Below are 17499 nucleotides of genomic sequence, written 5' to 3' on the forward strand. Positions count from 1 at the left end.
CGACCCAGCGTACGCACGGGCGGTCACCCTCGAACGCCCCGGAGGTGCTGGTGCCAGGATGGGGGCATGAACGACCGCGCCGGAACACCAGCGACCGCAGACGACCTCGTCGACCTCGACGCCCTCATCGCCGCGTACTACGAGCGGGTCCCGGACGTCTCCGTCCCGGAGCAGAAGGTGGTGTTCGGCACGTCCGGGCACCGCGGGTCCTCGCTGGACTCCGCCTTCAACGACACGCACATCGCCGCCATCACGCAGGCGATCGTGGAGTACCGCCAGTCGCAGGGCACCGACGGCCCGCTGTTCATCGGCCGCGACACGCACGCACTGTCCGGCCCCGCCGAGCGCACCGCGCTCGAGGTGCTGGCCGCCAACGACGTGCACGTCCTCGCCGACAGCGACAACGGCTACGTCCCCACCCCGGCGCTCAGCCACGCGATCATCCGCTACAACCGCGCCGGCAACCCGGACACCGCGGACGGCATCGTGATCACGCCGAGCCACAACCCGCCGCGCGACGGCGGCTTCAAGTACAACCCGCCCCACGGTGGCCCCGCCGACAGCGACGCGACGTCGTGGATCGCGAACCGGGCGAACGCGATCATCGAGGGCGGCAACGCCGAGGTCAAGCGCACCGAGCACGCCACCCCGGACCGCTACGACTTCCTGCACACCTACGTCGCGGACCTCGAGAACATCATCGACATCGCCGCGATCAAGCAGGCCGGCGTGAAGATCGGCGCCGACCCGCTCGGTGGCGCGTCCCTGCCGTACTGGAACCTCATCCGCGACCACTACGGTCTCGACCTGACGGTCGTGAACCCGGACGTCGACCCGACCTGGTCGTTCATGACGCTCGACTGGGACGGCAAGATCCGGATGGACCCGTCGAGCCCGTCCGCGATGGCCTCCGTCCTGGCGCACAAGGACGACTACGACGTCCTCACCGGCAACGACGCGGACTCCGACCGGCACGGCATCGTCACGCCCGACGGCGGCCTGATGAACCCGAACCACTACCTCGCCGTCGCGATCGAGTACCTCTACGCCCACCGTCCCGCGTGGCGCGACGACGCGGCGATCGGCAAGACCCTGGTGTCCTCGAGCATCATCGACCGCGTCGCGGAGTCCCTCGGCCGTCGGCTGTGGGAGGTCCCGGTCGGCTTCAAGTGGTTCGTGCCCGGCCTGATCGACGGCTCCGTGGCCTTCGGCGGCGAAGAGTCGGCCGGTGCGTCGTTCCTCCGCACCGACGGCACCGCGTGGACGACCGACAAGGACGGCATCATCCTGGCGCTCCTGGCGTCCGAGATCGTCGCGGTCACCGGCAAGACCCCGTCGCAGCTCTACGACGAGCTGACCGAGCGCTTCGGCGCCCCGGTGTACCAGCGCGTGGACGCGGCGGCCTCGAAGGAGCAGAAGGCCCGGCTGTCGAAGCTCGACGGTGACGCGATCACCGCGGAGACCCTGGCGGGCGACCCGATCATCGCGAAGCTCTCGAAGGCCCCCGGCAACGACGCTGCGGTCGGCGGTGTCAAGGTCGTCACGGACAAGGCCTGGTTCGCCGCCCGTCCGTCCGGCACCGAGGACGTCTACAAGATCTACGCGGAGAGCTTCGTGTCGCAAGAGCACCTCGAGCAGGTGCAGCGCGAGGCGAAGGAGATCGTGGACGCGGCCCTCGGCGCCTGACGCGGTGCCGCCCGGCGGCGGGGGCTAGTCCTCCGCCGCCACCAGCGCCAGTTCGCAGAACATCGCGTCCGCCCACGAGAACCACGGGCGGGAGAAGCGCGTCGGGTCGTCGACGTCGAACGACTCGTGCATGTCTCCGGTCCCGGCGTCCGTCGCGACGAGCACGTCGAGGACCTCGCGCCGCCGTGCCGCCGATCCGGACACGAGCCCGTCCACGGCGAGCGCGATCGGCCACACCCGACCCGGCAGGGTGTGCGGACTGCCGATGCCCGCGGCGGCCGAGCCGGCGAACCAGAACGGGTTCGCCGGTGAGCGCACGAAGTCCCGCGTCACCGTCCACACCGCGGGGTCGAGCACCGTCGGCGCCGAGAGCGGCAGGGACAGCAGCGACGGGGTGTTCGCGTCGTCCATGAGCAGCACACCGCCGAGCCCGTCGACCTCGTACGCGTAGACGTCGGCACCGGACGGGCCCGGAACGACGCCGTGCCGGGCGACCCCGTCGAGGATCGTCGTCCGCAGGGCGTCGGCGTCGGCAGCGAGCGCGCCGTCGTCCCAGACCTCCCGCGCGATCGACGCGACGGCGAGCAGTGCCTCGGCGGCGAACAGGTTCGCGGGCACGTTGTACCCGTACGTGCAGGCATCGTCGGACGGCCGGAATCCGCTCCACGTCATGCCCGTGACCGCGACGGGTGTCCCGCGGCCGTCCCGGGCGAGCGTCTCGGTGGCCACCGCACCCGGCCGGACGAAGCGGTACGCGGACCGGTCGTGGTCGGTCTCGAGCCGCCACTGGTCGACGATCGTCCGGAACACCCGGTGGGCCGTCGCGTCGAGGACGTCGACACGACCGGTCGACCGCCAGAGCGCGTGGGCGAACGTCACCGGGTACCCGAGGCTGTCCACCTCGTACTTCTGCTCCCACACGAGCGGGTCGGCGTTCAGGTCGTCCGGGTCGTAGTGCGCCCCGTTCGGCTCCCGGTTGAAGGAGTTCGCGTACGGGTCGTGGTCGATGAGCCGGAACTGCCGGCGGACCACGGCCCAGAGCAGGTCGGCGAGCGCCGGGCTCGCCGCCGTCAGCCGCAGGTACGGGGTCATCTGCGTGGTCGAGTCGCGGAGCCACATCGCCGGGATGTCGCCGGTGATGACGAAGGCACCGTCGTCGTCGAGTGAGATCGTCTCCCGCAGCGTCCGTCCGAGGGCCCGCTCCACGCGGTCACCGATGTCCGTCCCGAGCGTCGCCCGGACGCGGTCGGCCGCGCTCCGCAGGGTGGTCAGGACCTGGTCGTCGATGTGCGTCGTCGTCACGGCACCCACGGTAGCGACCGGTCGTCCCGTGGTGGGCACGCGCCGGTCAGGAGGCTCGGGACACCTCGTCGGTCAGCACGCGCTGGTGGTGCAGCCAGTTCTCGCAGAGGCGCGTCCACTGGGACGTGTGCGGCTCCCGCACGGCGGTGCCCAGGCCGTGGCGGCCGTGCGGGAAGACGTGCACCTCGACGGGCACCTCGTTCCGGACGAGCGCGTCCGCGTACGCGAGGGTGTTCGTCGCCCGCGTGACCCGGTCGTCCGCGGTCGTCCAGACGAACGTCGGTGGTGTCCGGGCATCCACCCGGGTCTCCATCGAGAGCGCGCGACGCTCCCGCCAGCTCGGGGCGTCGCCGAGCAGTCCGGCGACCGGTCGTTCCCGCGTCGGGTGCTCCATGGTGATGACGGGGTAGTTGAGGACGCAGAAGTCGGGCCGGTCGAGCGTCGGGTCGTCGATGCCGTTCGCCAGGCACGCGGCGAGGTGGCCGCCGGCGCTCGACCCGACCACCCCGATCCGCCCGGTGTCGATCAGGAGCCCGGTGTCCTCCGCCGCCTGCCCGGAGCGCAGCCACGTGAAGACCGCGCGGGTCGCGTCGATCGGCGCCGGGTGCAGCGGCCCGACGGTCGCCGGCGTGCGGAGCGGGTAGCGGAACAGGACGGCGTGCACGCCGATGCTCGCGAACCACTCCGCCATCGGCTCCGAGCTCGGCCGCCCGTGCTCCTCGTAGCCCCCGCCCGGCAGGACGATCACCGCTGGACGTGAACCACTCCGGGAGGTCGGGCGTAGCGTGATCCCGTCGGGCGTGCTCATGACGGCGACCCTACTGTTCCTCGACGGATCGCTGCCGATCCACACAGGAAGCCGCACCAGCGCGGACCAACGCCTTGCGGCAGATGTAACTTTGCAGACAGCGCAAAATTCTTCACCATTGCGCTCCGGCACCGGGAGACCCTGCACATGACCCAGACGGCGACCGCACCCGCGGGACCGACCACGGCGTCCAACGTCGTGATGAACCACCGACAGATCCTGTTGGTGATCTACGGCCTGATGGCCGGCATGTTCCTCGGCGCTCTCGACCAGACGATCGTCGGCACCGCGATCCGCACCATCGGTGACGACCTGCACGGCCTCGACCAGCAGGCCTGGGTCACCACGGCGTACCTGATCGCCTCGACGATCACCACACCGATCTACGGCAAGCTCTCCGACATCTTCGGCCGTCGCCCGCTGTTCCTCACCGCGATCGGCATCTTCATCATCGGGTCGTTCGCCGCGTCGTTCTCGACCTCGATGCTGATGCTCGCCGGGTTCCGCGCACTGCAGGGCCTCGGCGCCGGTGGTCTGATGTCGCTGCCGCTGGCGATCATGGGCGACATGCTCGCCCCGCGCGAGCGCGCCAAGTACCAGGGCTACTTCCTCGCCGTGTTCGGCATCTCCTCCGTCATCGGGCCGCTCGTCGGCGGGCTCTTCGCCGGTGCGGACCAGATCCTCTTCGTCGCCGGCTGGCGCTGGGTCTTCCTGATCAACGTCCCGATCGGCATCATCGCCCTCGGCATGGTCCTGACCTTCCTGCACCTGCCGAAGTTCGGCGACCGCGGGAAGCCCCGCATCGACTGGTGGGGTGCGACGCTCGTCATCGTCACCCTGGTGCCGCTGCTGCTCATCGCCGAGCAGGGCCGCACGTGGGGCTGGTCCTCCCCCGGTGCGATCGCCTGCTACGTGATCGGCGCGCTCGGGCTCGTCGGATTCGTCATCGTCGAGCGGGCGATGGGCGACGACGCGATCCTGCCGCTGAAGCTCTTCGGGTCGCGCGTGTTCTCGATGTCCGCGATCCTGTCGGTGCTCGTCGGCTTCGGGATGTTCGGCGCGATGCTGACGATCCCGCTGTACCTGCAGATCGTGAAGGGCGTCACGCCGACCGAGTCCGGGTTCGCGATGCTCCCGATGGTCCTCGGTCTGATGATCTCCTCGATCGCCTCGGGCCAGATCATCGCCAGGACCGGCAACTACCAGGTCTTCCCGATCACCGGCACGGCGTTCACCGCCATCGGCTTCACGGTCCTGACCTTCCTGACCGCCGACCGGCCGCTGTGGTTCCTGATGCTCGGCATGTTCGGCATCGGCCTCGGCCTCGGGCAGCTCATGCAGACGCTCACCCTGGCCGCGCAGAACTCGGTCTCCCCGCGGGACATCGGCGTCGCGACCTCTGCGGCGACCTTCTTCCGCCAGATCGGCGGCACGATGGGCACCGCGGTGCTCCTCTCGGTGCTCTTCACGCTCATGCCGACGAACATCACGACGGCGATGCAGAACAAGTCCGACCTCTCCAGCGCGCTGAACGCCGCACTCACCCCCTCGGTCGCGAACGCGGCCGACAACAAGGGCGTGATGGACCAGATCTGGGACAAGATCGTCGACCCGGTGAAGAAGAACGTCCAGGACGGCCTCGACAAGGGCGCGGTCCAGGCGAAGGAGGCGGCCGACGCCGCCGTGACGAAGCAGGTCACCGCCGCCGTGCAGCAGCAGGTCGCCGCCGGCACCGTCCCCGCTGCCGCCGCGCAGTCCGTCATCACCGAGCAGGTCGCGGCCGCGAAGCCGGCGGCCGAGCAGCAGGCACTCGAGACCGCGGCGTCCAAGGCGAACGCCGAGGTCGTCGACGGCACGCTCCAGGTCGACTACTCGAACGCGTCCCAGCGTTCGAACGTCGTCGACGAGGTGACGCCGACGCTCATCAAGCAGCTCAAGAGCGGTGACTCCGCGGCCAGCTCGTCCTCGAGCTCCGCGACGAGCGACACGTCGTTCCTCAACGGTGCCGACAAGCGCCTCACCCGCCCGTTCCTCGTCGGGTTCAGCAGCTCGGCCGTCACCGTGTACTACGTCGGCCTCGCCGTGATCCTGATCGCCTTCGTGCTGACCTGGTTCTTCCGGGTGCCGCCGCTGCGCAAGACCTCGGCGCTCCAGGAGCAGGCCGACACCGCACGTGCAGCTGCTGCCGGCGGGAACGACGACGACGACCGGGACCGCCTGACCGTCGACGCGCAGGGCGCCGCAGCACGGTCGGGTTCGCTCGTGTCGCCGGACACCGGGTCCATGCACGTGGTCCCGACCTCCCCGGACGTGCCGGCGCAGCCCCGCTCGGCCCGGTCCACGGGGACGCCCGACGTGTCCGTGCTGCCGGAGGACGTCGCGGGTGACACCCGTGCGCCGCTGCCGGACGCCCCGACGCACGGTGCGCACTCGGCGGCTGCGCCGATCGACGAGCCCCCGACGTCGACCGGTGCCATCCGGACCCGGCGCGCCGCACACGCCGCCGCCCTGGAGGCGGACGCCCCCGCTGCCCCAGCCGGTGCGGCCGAGCCGAGCGGAGCCTCCCGGCTGGACGAGGGCGACCACCCGCACGGCCGCCACTCCGCGGAGTAGCCGCGCCTCCCGCGCTACCGACGCGGAACGACGAAGTCGCTGTCGTACGACAGCGACTTCGTCGTTCCGCAGCGCGTGCACCCGTCGCGCACGCGGGACAGCGACGCCCACGCGGCCCCTCCACCGCGCTTCCGGGAACCGCGGGTACGGTCGTCCGCATGGCACTCGAGGTCCGGAACGACACCGAACAGCAGCAGTACTCCCTCGTCGACGACGGTGAGGTGATCGGCTTCGCCGCGTACGAGACCGACGACGACGAGATCCGCTTCGTGCACACCGAGGTGGACCCGGCACACCGCGGCGGTGGGCACGCCTCCATCCTCGTGCAGCAGGCGCTCGACGACGTCCGCGCAGGGTCCACACTCCGCGTCGTGCCCCAGTGCAGCTACGTCGCCGCGTGGATCGAGCGGCACCCGGACTACCAGGAGCTCACGACGCGCTGACGTCGCCGCTCAGTACGAGCGGTCGTGCGTACCCGCACGCGCTTCGTGCCGGCCGCCGCCCCGCACCGCCGGCACCTTGATGAGCACGCTCCCGCTGAGCAGGTCGTGGTCGTCGTCGGCGGGCGTCGGCGCTTCCCGCGGGAGGCGCGACTGCCGTTCGTACTCGGCCTGCGTCTCGTGGCGGGTCGGGGCGAAGACCTCGTCCATCATCGAGATGACACCGCCGGAACCCCCACTGCTGGTCGACTTGTTCGACAGGTCGATCCACCCCAGGCGATCGGCGATCCACGTCACGACGACCGCAGCGGCCACCGCCCCCAGGAGGATCAACCAGTTCACGCAAGCGAGGCTACGTGGCGCTCCGGGCCGCCGAATCAGCCGCGCGGGTGATTCTCATGATCCACATGTGTGGTTCATGGGGAGGACACCCACACTGGGTCCGCGGCGGTCGGGGTACCCCCCTCCCCCGGCCGCCGACCAACGCTTGCCGGTACCACAGAACCGCCGACGGCCCCCGGCCGCCGAGCAACGTCCGACGCAGCGCGCAAGCGCGGGCGCCCGCGACTCACGGGACCCGCTCGAGCCACTCCCTCGTGGCGAACTTCGACGCGACGAGCTCCTGCGCCCGCGCCCGCTCCGCGTCCGTGACGTGCCCCGGCGTCGCGCCGTAGCGCTTCGTGAACGTGCCGATCAGCGACTCGATGATCGCCGCGCGGGACAACCCGGTCTGCGACCGCAGCGGGTCGACGCGCTTCGCCGCCGAGGTGGTCCCCTTGTCGCTCATCTTCTCGCGGCCGATCCGGAGGACCTCGACCATCTTCGCGCCGTCCATGTCGTAGCTCATGGTGGCGTGGTGGAGCAGGGCTCCGGTGCCGAGGCGCTTCTGTGCGGCGCCGCCGATCTTGCCCTTGGTCGAGGTGATGTCGTTGAGCGGCTGGTAGTACGCGTCGATGCCGAGGGACTTCAGCGCCTCGATCACCCACTCGTCGAGGTACGCGTACGAGTCCGCGAACGTCATGCCCTGCACGAGGTCCGTCGGCACGTACAGCGAGTAGGAGATGATCGCGCCGGCGTCCATGAACATCGCGCCGCCGCCGGAGATCCGCCGGACGACCTCGACGCCGTACTTCGCCGCGCCCTCCGGGTCGACCTCGTTCTTGAGGGACTGGAACGACCCGATGACGACCGCGGGCTGGTCCCACTCCCAGATGCGCAGGGTCGGCCCGCGGCGGCCGGCGCCGACCTCTTCGGTGAGGACCTGGTCGAGCGCGAGGTGCTCGTTGGGGCTGATCGGTCCCTCGTGGATGATCTGCCAGTCGTAGTCGTTCCAGGCCGATGCACGCGACAGGGCACGGCGGACGGCGACCCCGACGGACTCGGGCGTGAAGCCGAGCAGCACGGCGTCCTGCGGCAGTGCGGCGCGGACGGCAGCGGCGACCCCGGCGGCGTCCGTGGTTGCGGGGAGGCCGTTCACGGCGGCGTCGATCAGCGGGAGCGCGTCGTCCGGTTCGAGGAAGAAGTCACCCGCCAGCCGGAACTCCTGGATGGTGTCGTCGACCACTTCGAGGTCGACGACGACGAGCTTGCCACCTGGGACCTTGTACTCACCGTGCACGGTCCGAGCCTACGCCGCGACGGACGGGAGGCTCGTGGCGGCGCCGCCACGGGCCTCCCGTCCGATGCCACGCACCGTCAGTGCCCGACGACCCGTCCCAGCCACCCCACCAGGTCCGCGACCACCTCGTCGCGGTTCGTCTCGTTGTAGACCTCGTGCCGCGCCCCCTCGTACACACGGACGGTCACGTCCGACAGCCCGCCGCGCCCCCGGTACGCCCGCGCAAGCCGTTCCACCGATCGGGGACCACCGAGCGTGTCGTCGGAGCCGACCTGCAGCAGCATCGGGACGTCGTGCGGGATCCCCCGCCGCGGCACACCGAGCAGCCGGACGGCGTCGGGGAGCCCGAACAGGCTGATCACGTTCGCCTCGACGACGAGCGGGTCGACCGACATGGCCTCCACCACGGCGCGGTCGCGGCTGAGCCACTCGAACCGCGTCGGCCCGGTCGCCGCGTGCCGCTTGTTGAGGTCGCCGCTGTTCATGAACCCGGGAAGTCGGTAGGCGCTGGCCGACAGGACGACGCCGTCGTAGGCCTCGCTCGAGGTGTTCACGATCCGCTGCGCCATCAGCGACCCCCACGACTGCCCGAACAGCACCAGCGGCACGCCGGGGGTCTCGTCCCGGGCGATCGCGGTCATCCGCTCGACGGCCGCGATCGCCGCCCGGAGCCCGCCGGGCCCGAGCTTGCCGAGCTTCGCGTGGTCGCCGTCCCACTGCCCGAGGCCGGTCCGCCCGTGGCCGCGATGGTCGTTGGCGACGACGGTGTACCCGGCGCGGACGAGGTCCTGCGCGAGCCGTTCGTAGCGCAGCGCGTACTCACCGACGCCGTGCGCGATCTGCACGATCCCCTTCGGCCGGCCGGCGCGCCAGGTGGAGTAGACGATCTCGACGCCGTGCGCGTCGACGAACGAGGAGTCGCCGCGAGCAGCTGAGAAGGTGGGCACGGAAGCATCCTCCCAGACCACGCGCCTGCGAGGATCGGAGCGTGACCGAACACCGCATCGACGCCTCCCTCGAGTCCGCCATCGACGTCTTCACCGCGGAGCGCGCGCCCGTGCTCCGCGTCGGACCCGGCGACACCGTGACGGTACGCACCCTGAGCGCCGCCGGCTACACCGAACGACAGCAGCAGCCCGGGGTCGACGTCCCGACGCTCCTCGACCCGCGCCGCGGCCACTGCCTGGTCGGCCCGGTCGCCGTCGCGGGTGCCCGTCCGGGCCAGGTCCTCGCCGTGCGGTTCGACGCGCTGGTCCCCGACGACTGGGGCTACACCGGCTCGGGCGGCGTCGACACCCCGGTGAACCGCGCACTCGGGCTCGCCGACCCGACCTCCCGCGGCCCGCTCCTCTGGGAGATCGACCCGGAGCGGGGCGTCGCACGGAACCAGCTCGGCCTCGGCGTCCGCACCGCGCCGTTCCTCGGCGTCGTCGGTCTGCCGCCGGAGTCGTCCGGGGAGCACTCGACCATCCCACCGCGTGCGATCGGCGGCGGCAACATCGACTGCCGCGAGCTCGTCGTCGGCTCGACGCTGTACCTCCCGGTGACGGTGCCCGACGCGCTGCTGTTCGTCGGCGACGGGCACGCGGCGCAGGGCGACGGCGAGGTGTCCGGCACCGCGATCGAGTGCGGCATGACCACGACGATGACGCTCTCCCTGCTGGACACGGCTCCGGTCGAGGGCGTGCACGCGGACACCCCGGCCGGGCGCATCACGTTCGGGTTCGACGCGGACCTCAACACCGCGACGACGACCGCCCTCGACCGGATGGTGTCCTGGATCGCCGGCGAGCACGGCATCGGTCGCGCCGAGGCACTCGCGATGGCCAGCGTCGCCGTGAGCATGCGCGTCACCCAGGTCGCGAACCGGACGTGGGGCGTGCACGCGCTGCTCCCCCACGGCGCGATCCTCGCCTGACGAACGCGCGGACGCGGTGGCTCCCGACGCGCGTTCCTTCCCATCGCGCCCGCCCTGGGAAGGCGAATCGCGCGTGGTGGGTGCGAACTCCCGACCTCCCACGCGCGATTCGACCACCCACGCGCGTTTGCACCCGCGGCTGGGCGATCGACGCAGGCACAGCACTGGACGGGAGGCCGTGCTCACGCTCCCGACGTCGGGAACGTGAGCACGGCCTCCCGTCCGACGCGCGTGGTGCGCGTTCCTTCCCATCGCGCTCACGCTGGGAAGGCGAATCGCGCGTACGCAGTCGGAACTCCCGACTGCCTCCGCGCGATTCGACCACCTCCGCGGGAAAGGACACCCCCGCGGCGGCACCACCTCAGTGGGCGGAGTAGCCGCCGTCCACCAGGTGGTAGCTGCCCGAGATGAACGAGGCCTTGTCGCTCAGCAGGAACAGCACGAGCGCAGCGACCTCGGCATCGGTCCCGAGACGCTTCGCAGCGTGCTCGGACTCGAGCGCGGAGAGCTCCTCGGCGGACAGCGACGCGCGGACCAGGGGCGTGTCGATGAAGCCGGGGCCGACCGCGTTGGTGCGGACACCCTGCGCGGTGTACTCGAGCGCCGCGACCTTGGTGAGGCCGACGAGCGCGTGCTTGGACGCGACGTACGCGGCGTTCTGCGCGATACCGACCGAGCCGAGGACGGACGCCATGTTCACGATCGCGCCACCGCCGGCCGCGAGGATCGCCGGGATCTCGTAGCGGAGCCCGTAGAAGACACCGTCGAGGTCGACCGCGCGGACGCGGTCCCACGCGGCGATGTCGTACTCGCCGATCGGCTGCGGGGCGGCGCCGATGCCGGCGTTGTTCACCGCGAGGTGCAGCGCGCCGTAGGTGTCGACCGCGAACTGCACGGCCCGCTCGTTGTCGGCGGCGACGGCCGAGTTCGCCTCGAACGCGACCGCGGTGCCGCCCGCTTCCTCGATCGACGCCACGACGCGCTGGGCACCGTCGAGCTTGATGTCGGTGACGACGACCTTGGCGCCCGCGGTGGCGAGCTCCTTCGCGATGGCCGCACCGATGCCGCTGCCGCCACCGGTGACGATGGCGACCTTGCCCTCGAACTCGGACATTGTGTGCTTCTTCCTACTCGTTGATCGGCAACACGTGTTGTCTACGATCCAGAACCATACACCCGCATGGACAATTCCCGTTGGCAACAAGTTCGTTCGCTGAACTAATTTGCTAGGCTAACGATCATGACCATGTCCGACACCACGGAACGCGCCGCACCGCACCCGTCGCTCAGCACGGACTTCCGCGTCGCCGTCAACCGGCTGTCCCGGACGCTCCGCGCGCAGAAGGCCGACTCGAGCGTCAGCGACGCGATGTTCTCCGCCCTGGCACGGGTTCACCGCGACGGCCCGATGACCCTCGCCGAGCTGAGCCGGAGCGACGGGGTCACCCCGCCGTCGATGACGAAGACCGTCGCAGCGCTCATCGAGCGCGGCCTGGTGTCGAAGGGCATGCACGGCGACGACCGCCGCAAGGTCCTCATCGGCGCGACCCCGGCCGGAGCCGACTTCGTGGTCGAGACCCGTCGTCGCCGCGACGACTGGCTCTCCCCGAGACTCGCCGCGCTCACGCCCGCCGAACGACGCGTCCTCACCGACGCCACCGAGATCATGAGGAGGCTGGCCCACCAGTGACGGCCATGTTCCGGTCCCTGTCGGGACGCAACTACCGCATCTGGTTCGCAGGTGCCCTGGTGTCGAACGTCGGCACCTGGATGCAGCGGACCGCGCAGGACTGGATCGTCCTGACGCAGCTGACCCACAACGACGCGATCGCCGTCGGCACCACGATGGCCCTGCAGTTCGGGCCGCAGCTCGTCCTGCTCCCCTGGACAGGACTCGTCGCCGACCGCTTCGACCGGCGCCGCACGCTGATGCTCACCCAGGCACTCATGGGCCTGCTCGGGCTGGGGCTCGGCATCATGGTCGTCACGAACACCGCGACGCTGCTGTCCCTCTACGGCTTCGCGCTGGCACTCGGTGTCGTCGCCGCGTTCGACACCCCCGTCCGGCAGGCGTTCGTCTCCGACGTGGTCACCGGCGAACACGTCGCGAACGCCGTCGCGCTGAACTCCGCGTCGTTCAACGCCGCGCGGCTCATCGGCCCCGCGGTCGCCGGCGTGCTCATCGCCGCGATCGGGTCCGGGTGGGTGTTCATCATCAACGCCGCATCGTTCGCGGCGGTCCTCTGCGCGCTGCGGTTCGTCGACCCGGAGCAGCTCGCCGAGCGGGTCAGGGCCAAGCGCGGCAAGGGCCAGGTCGTCGCGGGCTTCAAGTACGTGCGCACCCGGCCGGACATCATCGTCGTGCTCTGCATGATCTTCGTCGTCGGGACGTTCGGCGTGAACTTCCCGATCTTCACCTCGACGATGGCGCGGGTGGAGTTCCACAAGGGCGCCGGCGAGTTCGGCCTGCTCAACTCGGTGATGGCGATCGGATCGGTGCTCGGCGCCCTGCTCTCGGCCCGCCGCGAGCGTCCACGGATGCGCCTGCTCGTCATCGCCAGTGCCGGGTTCGGCCTGGCGTGCACCGCGGCGGCGTTCGCTCCGACCTACTGGACGTTCGCGATCGTCCTGATGTTCGTCGGCCTGGCTTCACTGACCTTCATGACGACGGCGAACGCCCTCGTCCAGACCACGACCGCCCCGGCGATGCGCGGCCGCGTGATGGCGCTCTACATGGCGATCTTCGCGGGCGGCACCCCCATCGGCGCCCCGATCGTCGGCGCCATCGCGGACGCCGCCGGTCCCCGCTGGGCGATCGGCGTCGGTGCGGCCTCGGGCTTCGTCGCACTCGCCATCGCCCTGGTCTGGCTCGTCCGGCACGAGCACTTCCGCGTGCGGTACGACGCCGACAACCTCCTGCACATGGCGGTGACGCACTCGATCCCGGTCGTCGGGACCAGCGCGTCGCGTGCGGCGGTCCGGCACGACCTGGAGCGCGACGAGGCGGTCGCGGACCGGTCCAGCGCGGTCTGAGACGTCGGTCGCGTCCACGCGCCGGACGGGAGGCTCGGTGCCAGCCCGCGCCGAGCCTCCCGGCCGGTGGGTGGTGACCGTCAGTGCGTCGGTTCGGTTCAGTGCGTCGGTTCGGCTCAGTGCGTCGGTTCGGCGACCGCGAAGACGCGTTCGTCGAGCGCGCCGGCCACGCGCTCCGCGACCGCGGCCAGCCGCTGGCCCGCCGCGCGGGCCGCCCCGACGGCGTCGGCCGGCGGGATCGACTGCAGCGCACGCCGGGCATCCCGGAGTGCATCGAGCTCGTCGGTGACCACGGTCGGGGCCACGTCCGCGAGGCACTCCTCCGCGCGCAGGGTGAGGAACAGCATCGACCGCGGACTCCGGTCGTCGAGGAGGAGGAACGCCGCCGCCTCCGAAGCGGGGGCACCGGGACGGGACTCTCGCTGGAACGCCTCGCCCGCGCCGCATGCCCGGAGCGCCGTGCTCCACGACGCCACCGAGGTCGGATCGAGCAGGTCCGAGGCGAGCAACCGTGCCGTGGCGGCGCAGCGTGCGAGGGACCGGCCGAGCGTGAAGAACTCCCACACCTCGTCCCGGCTGGCATCGCCCTCGACGACCCCGATCGCGAGGGCACTGCGCTCCCGGACCCACCCGAGGAACTCGTGCTCCCGACCCGCGGCGATCTTCCGCGGCATCCGGGACCTGGTCACGTTGAGGCAGTCCCAGAGCTCGGTCGACACGACGTCCCGGGCACGGCGGGCATCGTCACGGGCGACGGCGACCGCGCCGGCGATGGAGGCCGGTTCGTGCCGGTCGAGCGCGAGGGACTCGAGCGTGGCGGCACGGTCGAACACCGTCGACGGCCGCACGGGTGCTCCGGCGACGGTCCGGAGCTCGCGGGCGGTCAGGCGCTCCCCCGGTCCCGCGGCGGCCTCCGGACGGGCGAGGTACACGTCGAGGAGCCGCGCGATCACGTCGGCGCGTTCGACCGATGCCCCCACGCGGAACACGCTCCCGGCGAGTCGGCTCAGCACCGCGGCTCCTGCATGTCGGAAACCTACTGACCTCGGATTGCAGCGGTGTTTCCGGGCCGCGTCACCGGTGTTGCGTGGTGCGCGGGCCGGGTGCGGGCGCGGTGCGTGCGCGGCGGCGGTGGCAGATGCGGGCGCGGCGGATGCGAGCGATGCGACAAGCTGCGGAGTTCTGCGCCGCGCATCCCCCGGGTCCTTGTCGCTCGATGCGTGCTCATCGTGGCGAGCGACAACGCGCACACGAATGCGCGGCGCGAAGTCCGGGGCGGTGTCGCTTCCGCCGCCGAACCGCACCAGGAGCGTCGACCGCGCGAGCGTAGCCTGGGGCGATGACCGAGACGCGTCCGCACGAGCCCGAGGACGACATGCCCCTCGCCGAGCTCGACGCACGGGCCCGCGCCGACGCCGCACTCCGTCGTATCCGGGACGGCGGCGATCCCGCGCGTGAGGCCTTCGACCTCGCGAACACCATGAACGACGAAGCCGTCGGGCGGCTCGGCGCTGCCCTCCGGCGGTGGCTCCGCCGCTAGCTAGCCCTGCGCCCGGTCCGGCTGGCCGTGGTCGGCCTGGAACGCCGTGCCGACCGCGGCGATGTCGTCCCCGCCGTGACCTGCCGCGCTCGCGTCGGCGTAGACCCGGCCGAGCGCGTCGAGCAGGGTCGTCGACACCCCGGCGGAGCGGGCCGCGTCGGTGATCAGGCCGATGTCCTTCCGGAGTCCGTCGAGCGCGAACTGCGCCGGGAACTCACCCTTGAGCAGGGACTCGCCCTTCGTGTGGGCGTACGCGGAGTCACTCGCGGAGCCGTCGATCGCCTCCAGGAACAGCGCCGGGTCGATCCCGAGCGCCTGCGCGATCGCGAGCGACTGTCCGGTCGCCGCGGTGATCGACGCGATCCAGGCGTTGGCGGCGAGCTTCAGCGCGGTCGCCTGCCCGACCTGGTCGCCCGCGCGGACGGTCTTCACGCCGATCGCGTCGAGCACCGGGTCGATGCGGTCGAGCGTCTCGGCCGGTCCCGCGGCGAGCATCGTCAGCTTGCCCTGCTCCGCGGGGGCCTTCGTGCCGAGCATCATCGCCTCGACGAGGGTGATGCCGTACTTCGCGGCGATCTGCACGACGGTCTCGGTGCCGTCGACCCCGACCGTGGAGCTCTGCACCCACACCGCGTCCTCGGGTGCTTCTCCGGCTGCCTGCTCGAGGACGTCGACCACGGCATCGGTGTCGAACAGGGTCAGCAGCACGACCTCGGCGTCCGCGACGGCGGCACCCGGGTCGTCCGCGACGGTCGCGCCGTGCTCTCCCAGCGGCAGCGCCCGGTCACGACTCCGGTTCCAGACCGTGACGTCGTGTCCCTCGCGGAGCAGCGACTGCGCCACTCCGGCTCCCATCGCCCCTGTACCCAGCACCGTCACGCGCACCTTGTGTCTCCGTCCCGCCGCGCGGCACGGTGCCGCCGGCACCTCGGACGGTACGCCCGGGGCACGCGGCGCCGGTCAGCTGGGTCGGGCGAGGCGCTGCGCGCTCGGCGGCCGGAGTGGTGCGCGGAAGCGACAGTGGTCGCCGGCATCGCTCGAGACCTCTGTCGCTTTCCGGGACCACTCCGGCGGAGGGCTTGCGCGGGTCGGGCGGCGGGCGGCGCAGGGCGGGCGGCGGCGGGGCGGGCGGGTCAGAGCAGGCCGCGGGCGCCGAGCCAGGTCGCGGGGTCGACGGGACGGCCGCCGATGATGACCTCGAAGTGCAGGTGTGCCCCCGTCGAGACCCCGGTGCTGCCGACGGCACCCAGCCGCTCCCCCGCGACGAGCGGCTGCCCGACGCGGACGTCGATCTGCGACAGGTGCCCGTACCGGGTCTGCGTGCCGTCGCCGTGCTGCACGAGGACCTGCTGGCCGTACCCGCCGGAGACGCCCGCCGAGACGACCCGTCCGGGCATCGCGGCCACGACCACCGTCCCGAGCGGCGCGGCGAAGTCGAGGCCCTGGTGGTTCGTCGAGCACGCCCCGCACCCGCGGACCCACCGCGCGCCGAAGCCGCCGGCGACCGGGATCGACCCGGCGACCGGACGGGAGGCGGGACCGTCGGTCGTGCCGACGGGTGTGGCAGCCGCACCCGCACGTCCGACCGAGAAGCCGTCCCGGGCGGTCGGGAGGCTCGCGGCGGCGGGCACGGTGAACTCCTGCATGTCGAACGCGAGCACGCCGACGTCGACGGTGCTCGCACTCGCCGGCTGTGGCGTGGCGACGGTGACGAAGAGACACGCGGCCACGGCGGTCGCGGTGACCGGGATCGCGCGGGCCGACTGCACCGCTCCGCCGAGGGCACGGAGCGGGGTCGTGACCGCGCGGACGACGAGCGCGCCCGCGGCGAGGAGGTCGGGACGCGCGGAGCGTACCGGGCGACGGCTGCGACGGCTGCGACGGCTCGGGAGGCTCGGGGGCGCGACCCGCGGGGAGGCGGGCTCCCGGGAGGCGGGTCCGGGGGCAGTGGGTCCAGAGGCAGCGGGTCCAGAGGCAGTCGGTTCCGGGGAGGTGGGTTCCGGGGCGGCGGGAGGGGACACCGTCACCCCGGAAGACTGGGGAATGCGGGCAGCGGCAGCAGCAGCAGCAGCTGCGCGGTTCGCGGCGTCCCGGGCGGCACCACGCGGGCGCACCGGGAGCCCGGGGTTCGTCGTCATCGGGCAGCTGTACGCGGTCAGGCGCGCACGACGCCGTCGGCCGTGATCCGGTCGAGCTCGGCGACGACGGCGTCGACGACCGCGCGGGTGATCGCGTCGGCGACCGCTTCGACGAGGCCGAGCTGGTCGGCGCGGACGGCGTGCTCGTGTGCGAGGGCCGAACCGACACGGGCGGGGATCTCGTCGATGGCCGCGACGAGTGCGGCGGGGACGAACATCGACTGCGCCGACGGGACCGGAGCGGTCATCGGCGAGGTCGGAGCCGGGGTGAACGTCGCACGGGCCACGGCCGGTACGCCGTCGTGGTCACGGGCGACGGAGTCGAAGAGCGGGGTGGAGGACATGCTGCTGACCTTCCGATCACGTGCGAGGAGACCGGGTCGATTCGGACGACCCGGGTGTG

The 17499-nt window shown here is 71.8% G+C and carries 17 protein-coding genes; 7 read left to right on the forward strand and 10 right to left on the reverse strand.

Annotation, left to right across the window (positions count from 1 at the left end; all coding sequences use genetic code 11):
* The first annotated feature begins 66 nt into the window (after positions 1-66).
* Positions 67-1686: a phosphoglucomutase (alpha-D-glucose-1,6-bisphosphate-dependent) gene (gene pgm / locus EDF27_RS11885; protein WP_123703373.1), complete on the forward strand. Its 1620-nt coding sequence runs from the start codon at positions 67-69 to the stop codon at positions 1684-1686.
* 24 nt (positions 1687-1710) lie between these two features.
* Here the strand turns inward: pgm and EDF27_RS11890 are convergent, their stop codons facing one another.
* Both EDF27_RS11890 and EDF27_RS11895 read right to left on the reverse strand, forming a co-directional pair.
* A complete protein-coding gene (locus EDF27_RS11890; RefSeq protein WP_132048927.1) occupies positions 1711-2988 on the reverse strand; it encodes a glycoside hydrolase family 125 protein in 1278 nt (425 codons plus the stop codon).
* A gap of 46 nt (positions 2989-3034) precedes the next feature.
* Positions 3035-3796 carry an alpha/beta hydrolase gene (locus EDF27_RS11895; RefSeq protein WP_132048929.1) on the reverse strand — a complete coding sequence of 254 codons (762 nt, stop codon included), beginning with the start codon at positions 3794-3796 and terminating at the stop codon, positions 3035-3037.
* Positions 3797-3943: 147 nt separating this feature from the next.
* On the opposite strand from EDF27_RS11895, the gene EDF27_RS11900 reads away from it, so the two are divergent.
* Both EDF27_RS11900 and EDF27_RS11905 read left to right on the forward strand, forming a co-directional pair.
* Positions 3944-6409 (forward strand): MDR family MFS transporter, encoded by a 2466-nt coding sequence (locus EDF27_RS11900; protein WP_132048931.1) that lies wholly within the window; start codon positions 3944-3946, stop codon positions 6407-6409.
* A gap of 158 nt (positions 6410-6567) precedes the next feature.
* A complete protein-coding gene (locus EDF27_RS11905) occupies positions 6568-6852 on the forward strand; it encodes a GNAT family N-acetyltransferase (RefSeq protein ID WP_123654358.1) in 285 nt (94 codons plus the stop codon).
* Between the two features lie 9 nt (positions 6853-6861).
* Here the strand turns inward: EDF27_RS11905 and EDF27_RS11910 are convergent, their stop codons facing one another.
* From EDF27_RS11910 to EDF27_RS11920, 3 genes are all read right to left on the reverse strand, one after another.
* Positions 6862-7191 carry a hypothetical protein gene (locus tag EDF27_RS11910; protein ID WP_123703379.1) on the reverse strand — a complete coding sequence of 110 codons (330 nt, stop codon included), beginning with the start codon at positions 7189-7191 and terminating at the stop codon, positions 6862-6864.
* Between the two features lie 226 nt (positions 7192-7417).
* On the reverse strand, positions 7418-8467 hold the full coding sequence (locus EDF27_RS11915; protein ID WP_123654360.1) for a biotin/lipoate A/B protein ligase family protein: 1050 nt from the start codon (positions 8465-8467) through the stop codon (positions 7418-7420).
* Positions 8468-8544: 77 nt separating this feature from the next.
* A complete protein-coding gene (locus EDF27_RS11920) occupies positions 8545-9414 on the reverse strand; it encodes an alpha/beta hydrolase (protein WP_123654361.1) in 870 nt (289 codons plus the stop codon).
* 41 nt (positions 9415-9455) lie between these two features.
* Between EDF27_RS11920 and EDF27_RS11925 the strand changes: the two genes are divergently transcribed.
* Positions 9456-10385 (forward strand): acetamidase/formamidase family protein, encoded by a 930-nt coding sequence (locus tag EDF27_RS11925; protein WP_132048933.1) that lies wholly within the window; start codon positions 9456-9458, stop codon positions 10383-10385.
* 361 nt (positions 10386-10746) lie between these two features.
* Here EDF27_RS11925 and EDF27_RS11930 read toward each other — a convergent pair whose 3' ends face one another.
* On the reverse strand, positions 10747-11499 hold the full coding sequence (locus EDF27_RS11930) for an SDR family oxidoreductase (RefSeq protein ID WP_132048935.1): 753 nt from the start codon (positions 11497-11499) through the stop codon (positions 10747-10749).
* 126 nt (positions 11500-11625) lie between these two features.
* Between EDF27_RS11930 and EDF27_RS11935 the strand changes: the two genes are divergently transcribed.
* Both EDF27_RS11935 and EDF27_RS11940 read left to right on the forward strand, forming a co-directional pair.
* Positions 11626-12075: a MarR family transcriptional regulator gene (locus EDF27_RS11935; RefSeq protein ID WP_123703385.1), complete on the forward strand. Its 450-nt coding sequence runs from the start codon at positions 11626-11628 to the stop codon at positions 12073-12075.
* Positions 12072-13418, forward strand: coding sequence for an MFS transporter (locus tag EDF27_RS11940; RefSeq protein WP_132048937.1), 1347 nt, complete (start codon positions 12072-12074; stop codon positions 13416-13418). Before EDF27_RS11935 ends, EDF27_RS11940 begins: the two co-directional genes overlap by 4 nt.
* Positions 13419-13534: 116 nt before the next feature.
* Here the strand turns inward: EDF27_RS11940 and EDF27_RS11945 are convergent, their stop codons facing one another.
* A complete protein-coding gene (locus tag EDF27_RS11945; protein ID WP_165931465.1) occupies positions 13535-14431 on the reverse strand; it encodes an alpha-E domain-containing protein in 897 nt (298 codons plus the stop codon).
* Positions 14432-14757: 326 nt separating this feature from the next.
* Between EDF27_RS11945 and EDF27_RS19715 the strand changes: the two genes are divergently transcribed.
* Positions 14758-14958 (forward strand): hypothetical protein, encoded by a 201-nt coding sequence (locus EDF27_RS19715; RefSeq protein WP_123654367.1) that lies wholly within the window; start codon positions 14758-14760, stop codon positions 14956-14958.
* On the opposite strand, the gene EDF27_RS11950 is transcribed toward EDF27_RS19715, so the two are convergent.
* The 3 genes from EDF27_RS11950 to EDF27_RS11960 all read right to left on the reverse strand — a co-directional run bounded on the left by EDF27_RS11950 (position 14959) and on the right by EDF27_RS11960 (position 17440).
* Positions 14959-15885 carry an NAD(P)-dependent oxidoreductase gene (locus EDF27_RS11950; protein WP_279433188.1) on the reverse strand — a complete coding sequence of 309 codons (927 nt, stop codon included), beginning with the start codon at positions 15883-15885 and terminating at the stop codon, positions 14959-14961.
* A 206-nt stretch (positions 15886-16091) separates the two neighbouring features.
* Positions 16092-17096 (reverse strand): peptidoglycan DD-metalloendopeptidase family protein, encoded by a 1005-nt coding sequence (locus EDF27_RS19935; RefSeq protein WP_207909613.1) that lies wholly within the window; start codon positions 17094-17096, stop codon positions 16092-16094.
* 17 nt (positions 17097-17113) lie between these two features.
* Positions 17114-17440 (reverse strand): hypothetical protein, encoded by a 327-nt coding sequence (locus EDF27_RS11960; protein ID WP_123654370.1) that lies wholly within the window; start codon positions 17438-17440, stop codon positions 17114-17116.
* Positions 17441-17499 lie beyond the last annotated feature (59 nt).

The organism is Curtobacterium sp. PhB136 (assembly GCF_004346855.1).
Lineage (GTDB): Bacteria > Actinomycetota > Actinomycetes > Actinomycetales > Microbacteriaceae > Curtobacterium.

Bases quoted from the DNA above. Each gene is read 5' to 3' on its own strand.
- pgm (WP_123703373.1), top strand. From the start codon at position 67: ATGAACGACCGCGCCGGAACACCAGCGACCGCAGACGACCTCGTCGAC.
- EDF27_RS11895 (WP_132048929.1), bottom strand. From the start codon at position 3,796: ATGAGCACGCCCGACGGGATCACGCTACGCCCGACCTCCCGGAGTGGT.
- EDF27_RS11900 (WP_132048931.1), top strand. From the start codon at position 3,944: ATGACCCAGACGGCGACCGCACCCGCGGGACCGACCACGGCGTCCAAC.
- EDF27_RS11905 (WP_123654358.1), top strand. From the start codon at position 6,568: ATGGCACTCGAGGTCCGGAACGACACCGAACAGCAGCAGTACTCCCTC.
- EDF27_RS11930 (WP_132048935.1), bottom strand. From the start codon at position 11,499: ATGTCCGAGTTCGAGGGCAAGGTCGCCATCGTCACCGGTGGCGGCAGC.
- EDF27_RS11935 (WP_123703385.1), top strand. From the start codon at position 11,626: ATGACCATGTCCGACACCACGGAACGCGCCGCACCGCACCCGTCGCTC.
- EDF27_RS19715 (WP_123654367.1), top strand. From the start codon at position 14,758: ATGACCGAGACGCGTCCGCACGAGCCCGAGGACGACATGCCCCTCGCC.
- EDF27_RS19935 (WP_207909613.1), bottom strand. From the start codon at position 17,096: ATGACGACGAACCCCGGGCTCCCGGTGCGCCCGCGTGGTGCCGCCCGG.
- EDF27_RS11960 (WP_123654370.1), bottom strand. From the start codon at position 17,440: ATGTCCTCCACCCCGCTCTTCGACTCCGTCGCCCGTGACCACGACGGC.